Source organism: Wolbachia endosymbiont of Mansonella perstans (genome assembly GCF_020278605.1).
Classification (GTDB): domain Bacteria; phylum Pseudomonadota; class Alphaproteobacteria; order Rickettsiales; family Anaplasmataceae; genus Wolbachia.
The window spans coordinates 1-6,336 of sequence record NZ_JACZHU010000063.1 but is presented as its reverse complement, the minus strand read 5'-3'; the positions used below and the strand labels follow the sequence as shown (position 1 = coordinate 6,336).

6 protein-coding genes and 1 pseudogene are annotated in these 6,336 nt (G+C 34.3%); 4 read left to right on the top strand and 3 right to left on the bottom strand.

Going from position 1 to position 6,336, the window contains the following annotated elements; translation table 11 throughout:
• Positions 1 to 75: 75 nt before the first annotated feature.
• Entirely contained in the window at positions 76 to 624 is a 549-nt protein-coding gene (gene pth, locus IHO13_RS04075; RefSeq protein WP_225538394.1) for an aminoacyl-tRNA hydrolase, read from the bottom strand.
• Entirely contained in the window at positions 624 to 1,235 is a 612-nt protein-coding gene (locus IHO13_RS04070) for a 50S ribosomal protein L25/general stress protein Ctc (protein WP_225538393.1), read from the bottom strand. Before IHO13_RS04070 ends, pth begins: the two co-directional genes overlap by 1 nt.
• A 795-nt stretch (positions 1,236 to 2,030) precedes the next feature.
• On the opposite strand from IHO13_RS04070, the gene IHO13_RS04065 reads away from it, so the two are divergent.
• From IHO13_RS04065 to IHO13_RS04055, 3 genes are all read left to right on the top strand, one after another.
• Entirely contained in the window at positions 2,031 to 2,390 is a 360-nt protein-coding gene (locus tag IHO13_RS04065; RefSeq protein WP_225538392.1) for a hypothetical protein, read from the top strand.
• Positions 2,391 to 2,449: 59 nt separating this feature from the next.
• Entirely contained in the window at positions 2,450 to 3,013 is a 564-nt protein-coding gene (locus IHO13_RS04060) for a hypothetical protein (protein ID WP_225538391.1), read from the top strand.
• Between the two features lie 154 nt (positions 3,014 to 3,167).
• Complete coding sequence (locus IHO13_RS04055) at positions 3,168 to 4,511, top strand: dihydroorotase (protein ID WP_225538390.1); 1,344 nt, start codon at positions 3,168 to 3,170, stop codon at positions 4,509 to 4,511.
• Positions 4,512 to 4,671: 160 nt separating this feature from the next.
• On the opposite strand, the gene IHO13_RS04050 is transcribed toward IHO13_RS04055, so the two are convergent.
• Positions 4,672 to 5,820 (bottom strand): SurA N-terminal domain-containing protein, encoded by a 1,149-nt coding sequence (locus tag IHO13_RS04050; RefSeq protein WP_225538389.1) that lies wholly within the window; start codon positions 5,818 to 5,820, stop codon positions 4,672 to 4,674.
• Between the two features lie 234 nt (positions 5,821 to 6,054).
• Between IHO13_RS04050 and IHO13_RS04045 the strand changes: the two are divergent.
• Positions 6,055 to 6,336, top strand: a pseudogene (locus IHO13_RS04045) (tRNA uridine-5-carboxymethylaminomethyl(34) synthesis GTPase MnmE); the annotation flags it as partial.

Here is a 6,336-nt window from a genome sequence, read left to right as displayed (position 1 = left end):
TGGATGCCAGTATCAAGCACTGTCATGACATTCTCCTAGTAGCACAATGTTTGTATAGCTGTAACCATAGATTGGTTATTCAAGAGATCTAATAAAAGCTGTATTATCTTCTTGCAGCATGAAGCGTATGTTTTTTGCTATTTTTTCTACTAAATGGGCGGCGCTGTTAAAATTTGCGAATTTGGACAATACATAATCTGCTAGCTCTCTTTGATCATTGGGCCTTCCTATTCCGAATCTCAGGCGCCAATAATCATTACCAATAAAACTATCTATGGATTTAAGTCCATTATGTCCAGCAGAGCTGCCACCCTTCTTTATTTTTATTCTTCCAAGCTCCAGATCAGCATCATCATGTATAATAATGATATTATCTAGCGAAAATTTATAAAAGTTTCGTATTTTTGCAACAGAGATACCTGAGTTATTCATAAATGAATAAGGCTTTAGCAACATAGCTTTACTTTCATTAATTATGCCAGAGGTTATCAGGTAATCAGCTTTTTTAGAGAACGGCTGAAAACTCCAACATTTGCAAATTGCATCAACAATGATGAAGCCAACATTGTGATAAGTGAGCTCATATTGGTTACCTGGATTACCAAGCCCAACTAGCAGATACACTATTCCTCTGTCTTTGCTTGAAGTTCTTCAATGTTACTATCGGCAGCAGAAATTGTAACAACAGTGAAGTTTTCTTCCTCATGTGCTGCAAGTTTAACACCTTCTGGCAATTTCACATCATTTATGTGTATAGACTGGCCGATCATTTTACCAGATAGGTCAACTTCTATAGTCTGAGGTATTTTGTCAGGAGAGCATTTAACAGTAATAGAACGACATAAAACATTAAGCACTCCACCTAGCTTGATTCCTGGAGATTTGCTTTCATTTATAAATGATAAAGGTATGTCTATTTTAACTTCACTGTCTTTGTCAACAAATTGAAAATCGACATGTTGTACAGTATCCTTTACCACATGCCATTGAATATCACGAACAAGAGCATATTCTTTTTTACCTGAAATATTCAATTCTATAACATGTGCAGAAAGGGAACCTGATTTATATTGTTTCGTGAATTCCTTTGCGGACAATGTTAAATTTACATTACCATGTCCTTTACCGTATATAACTGCAGGGATATATCCTTTCTTTCTTAGAGAATACATCGCTTTTGTTTTTGTTACATCACGTAATTCTGCATTAATTGTTACCATTTCTTGTTGCACCATCGGTTGCTCCTACTCAACTAATCTTTATTAATATAATTTAGTATATAACATAAAAATATTTGTTTCAAACTTCATTACTCGCAGTATGTGCAAAAATTTATAAGGTACACGTGTTACGTATAAAAATATTGTTTAATTAATATGATTTAATAATACAACACAAAAAATATTTATTTTAGACTCTCTCCCTATTGTTTTTCCTGAATATTCAATAATTGTTAATAATTTTAACATATTATAAAGTATAGTGATTTTTATTAAAGGTTTATAAGTATAGATAAGAAAATAAAGACTTTACTCAACACAGCACCAATCATTGTAACATGGATTCCAAAAGACATTGGAAAAACGTTGCCAGGGGAACTTAGGGATAATTTTAAAGGGATTGGTGAAATACATATCGTAGATCTACATGACCATAAATATGGCCCTTGTTAGAAAGAAATTGATCAAGAGTGGAAAGGATATAAGCATTTAAGATTGTTTTCATGACACGTATAGCAAAGAACCCGAGGGGAAAGAACGCACTTTGCAATTGAGATTGATACCTTCCGGTATATTGCAGCTTATTGTATGCTATGTGAGCAAAAGGGATCTCAAATGGAAGAATGAGTAATTTATATGGATTTTGATGCTCTCGATAGCATTAGTAACGATAAGTACAAAGAGCATAGGAAAAAACTTTATTGTAGGGATGGTGAGTAAAAAGGTATAGGAAGTGACGTAATAATTCCTGATGGAATTTTAGCGAATAAAAATGGTAATGACATAATTGCTGTTATAAATTCACTTATATTGAAAAAAATCTGTGATAAGTATAAGCAGAATATACTCAACCAGAATGGAATAAAGGCAAAATTTGAAGAAAAGTTAGGTAAAGAAAAGATTAAGGAACTAATCCAAGCTAGACCTAATAAAAATACGATGTGTGCAGTACTATATTCTAAGCTTGATAAATCTTATTTCTTTGAGCAAAATATTGCCCAGCTCACTTTTAGTCGTGAATTAGACAGCATGTTTCAATTATGTGATGTTGACTTTATTAAAAATGGAGGTGAGTACCTTGCTCAGGAACAGAAAATCTATGATCAAAGAGTTGGCCATAATGAGTTTCCTGGTGTAAGGATCTTTACATTTTATAAGCAGCTAATTTAATAATAACTTAACCATTGAGAATGTAAAATTATAATATATTAATTAATTAGGGATTAAAAATGTCAACAAATTGGCTTCATGATTTTTTTTTCGGTTCTAATGAATCGACAATAGAGGTACTAGAAAAACTTCAAAAGACGGATGCTGAGCAGTTTCAAAGGGCATTTAGTGTGTTAAAAGAATTGCAAAAAGGTCAGCAGTTCAACACTGAGCAGATCCAAATCGCATTTAGTATGTTAAAAGAATTGCAAAAAGGTCAGCAATTCAACTCTGAGCAGATTCAAAGTATGCAAGAGCACTTAAACAGCCTGCAAGAAAGACTCGCATATGTAGAGGAAAAAGTAGAAAAACTTACAGACACAGTAGTAGATCAAGAAAAAATAATGCTGACTTGTTGCGTCGTAGCCAGCGTTGTTGCTATAGCAGCGATTAGTTTTATTGGCTTCTGCATCTACCAGGGAATTAAGAGTGAAAGGGAAAAGCAAAAGGGCTTGTTAGATACAACGGGTGCAAAACCTAATAGCCTAGAATCAAATACACCAAGTGCAAAACTTGGTGCAGGCGATAAATTGAATGACTTACAAGTAGATTGGCAAAATAATAAATTGTTAGCGAATCTATAACACTCTTCATTGTAAAGGTGTTACATAACTTGTAACACCTCATGATCTGAATTAAGGTAACCCGAAATCTTTAGCTACGTAGTTTGCATTTTAATTTGGTTGTTTTTTATAAAAAAAAACTTTAGATTTATTTCATAATCAACACTGCAATTTGATGACTAAAACTTGGAATTTATTGCAAACAGGGCAGAGAGAGGGCTACAAAATTGCATATACAAATGCCCGAATTATCGACCCAGAAACTAAACTCGATATAAAAGGTTCACTGCTAACTGAAGGCAATAAAATCGTTGATTTTAGTGAGTCGTTATTTTCAAATGGAGTTCCAAGTGGGATTGATGAGACAATAGACTGTGAAGGACTTATTCTCATGCCAGGCCTTATTGACATTCACGCTCATTTTCGTGAACCAGGTCAGGAGCATAAGGAAACTATACATACAGGTAGCAAATCTGCAGCTGCAGGAGGCGTTACTACTGTAGTTTGTCAGCCTAACACTGCTCCAGCAATTGATAGCGTTGTTTTGACTAAGTATTTGAAATATAGAGCGCTTGAAACTTCATATGTAAACGTTGAATTTTACGCTAAAATCACCACTCCAGAAGAAAAGTTGACTGAAATGGCACTTTTAAAGGAAGCAGGTGCAGTTGGGTTTACTGATGATGGTATGCCAGTTATGAATCCAATGATTATGAGACAGGCGCTACTTTATTCAAGTATGCTGGGTGTTCCGATTGCTCAGCATGCGGAAGATTTAAATTTATCAGCAGGCGGTGCAATCAATGAAGGTAAGATTTCTGAGGAATTGGGAATAAGGGGAATTTTAAGTGCATCAGAATCGGTCATGGTAAGTCGCGATATACTGCTCATGAAAGATATGGAAAACGTGCACTATCACATTTTACACGTTTCTGCAAAAGATTCACTTGACGCTATTAAGCGTGCAAAAGACTTAGGACTGAATGTTACATGCGAAGTAACACCTCATCACTTCACTTTAACTGAGGACATAGTAAAACAACATGGAGCAGTTGCAAAAGTGAATCCGCCACTTCGCACCAAAGAAGATCGATTAGCTATGATTGAAGGTTTAAAAACAGGTGTGATTGATTGCATTGCAACTGATCACGCACCACATGATCATAGTTCCAAAGATCTGCCACTTGAGAACGCTGCATTTGGTATCGTAGGTCTTGAGACAATGCTGCCTCTTTCACTTGAACTTTACCACAGTGGACAAATGAGCCTGTTTGATGTATTTGCAAAATTGACATGCAAACCTGCGGATATAATACACGTGCCACGCGGTCGTATACAAAAAAACCTTGATGCAGACTTAATTTTGGTTGACCTAAATTACGAATGGGAAATAAAAATTGACAATTTTGCTAGTAAATCAAAAAATTCTCCTTTTGATGGGTGTAAGGCAAAAGGATACGTAGTGCGTACTATTGTATCCGGCAAAACTGTGTACTTGCAAAATAGATCTCTTGCATAGCCTACCTTCTGATGGTAATTTCTGCGTCAAAACTTGCTTACGCTCTTCAGATACTTCAAGCATTTTGCAGTATTCATCTGCGTTTCTCCTAAAAATTCCTCACCATAAACTGGTTATGCAAGGATCTAATGATATATCCGCTCGAAAGTTCTAGTTTCAGTTAACTATATCGATAACTGACAGCTGTATTTTTACGCATATCATTCAGTAGCAAGTTGCTTTGTATCATAATCTTTTGTTGGTATATCTGATGTTTAATAGCTTTTGTGTCTGCAGTATTGCTTTTGATATCGCACAACATCATTAACCTGGCGGTGCTATTTTCCCTGAATTCTACTATTTCATTCATCCCTGTTTTACTAAATAAGGCCTGTAAATCAGGGTTTAAATCCCGCATCCTTATTTCAAATTCTTTTGCACTTGGCAACTTAAGATTATCTGCCAATTTATCAAAATTTAAACAATTGACTTTCTGCTCTTTGAGATCATCTAATGAACTTTCAGAGCTTTTAACTACTACCTGTTTTAATTTTAAAGTGCTTTCCAGTAGTGCATGATTGAGTTGTACTTTATCTGTTACTTTTACAATGGAGTAACCTTTGCTAAGACTTACTGGACCTGCTATGTCACCAGTTTCTAGTCCTTCTAAAGCACTCTTGAGGTTGCCTTTCAATTGATTCAAGTTAACTGTTGCTTTACGCATCTTTATTGGAGGTTCTGGAATAAAGTCGTTATTACTATTGCGTAATTTTTTCGCCAAATCTTCAGCTATACTATAAATATTCTCGCCTTCTTGGCTAGGAACTATGAACTCTTGGAATGTGATCAGATAATCTGGCTTCTCTATTTGCCCTTTTGCATCGTTTACTTCCTTATCGCTTATATTGATAAACGGCACGATTCTCATTTCAACAATTTTGCCATACAAAAGCTGACATTTTATTTGTTTTTTTAAGATGCTAAGGTCTATATTATGTTCTTTTATATATTGATCAATCTCATCATCCTTAATTTTAAAGCTTTGCGTTAGAAATGACACGACGGCATCATTTAACTCTTCATCACTTAATTTTATATTTAACCTTTGCGTCTCATTGATAATGATAATTTCGTCTATTAGCTGCCTCAGAATTTGAAGCCTTAGTTCCTTTCCATTTTGAGTGTGAAACAGTGAATTTATCAGATTAACGCGTTTTTCAACATCTAAATTTGAAATTGGTTCACCATTTACATCTGCAATAATTTCAATTTCAACCGCAAGCAACTTAATTGGCAATATTATCAACAATAAAATTAGTATTTTACGCATAAGCAAGATTATTTAGTTAGTAATCAATTCTATAATAAATATTAAGTCAATACTAGCCAATAAGTGACTTTTGTAACTTTTTTTATCTAATATATTCATAGATATCTTAATTTATTAACACAGTAGTGCTGTGTTAATACAAATTAGTAAAATGAATGAAAATTTTGAGCGCTTTCAAATTAGGTATTTTGGTTTCTTAAGTGTAGCATTGTTGAGAAATAAACTAGCTTATGTATGACGAGCACAGGTGAAACTATTTTCGCTTTATCAACCGTATTTGGTAAGTCAGGGGTTGCAATAATCAGGATTTCAGGTAGTCGCGCGCTTAAGGCTTTAAATCATTTTCATATTACAAAAGACATCAAACCTAGGTTTGCCACTTTAGTTGATCTATATGATGATTCAGGTCAATTAATCGACAATGGAATAGTCATTTATTTTCCTGCTCCAAACAGCTTTACCGGTGAAGATGTTATAGAGTTGCAAATACATGGAAGTAAAGCAGTTATAAAGATT

Bases quoted from the DNA above. Each gene is read 5' to 3' on its own strand.
- IHO13_RS04070 (WP_225538393.1), bottom strand. From the start codon at position 1,235: ATGGTGCAACAAGAAATGGTAACAATTAATGCAGAATTACGTGATGTA.
- IHO13_RS04060 (WP_225538391.1), top strand. From the start codon at position 2,450: ATGTCAACAAATTGGCTTCATGATTTTTTTTTCGGTTCTAATGAATCG.
- IHO13_RS04055 (WP_225538390.1), top strand. From the start codon at position 3,168: ATGACTAAAACTTGGAATTTATTGCAAACAGGGCAGAGAGAGGGCTAC.
- IHO13_RS04050 (WP_225538389.1), bottom strand. From the start codon at position 5,820: ATGCGTAAAATACTAATTTTATTGTTGATAATATTGCCAATTAAGTTG.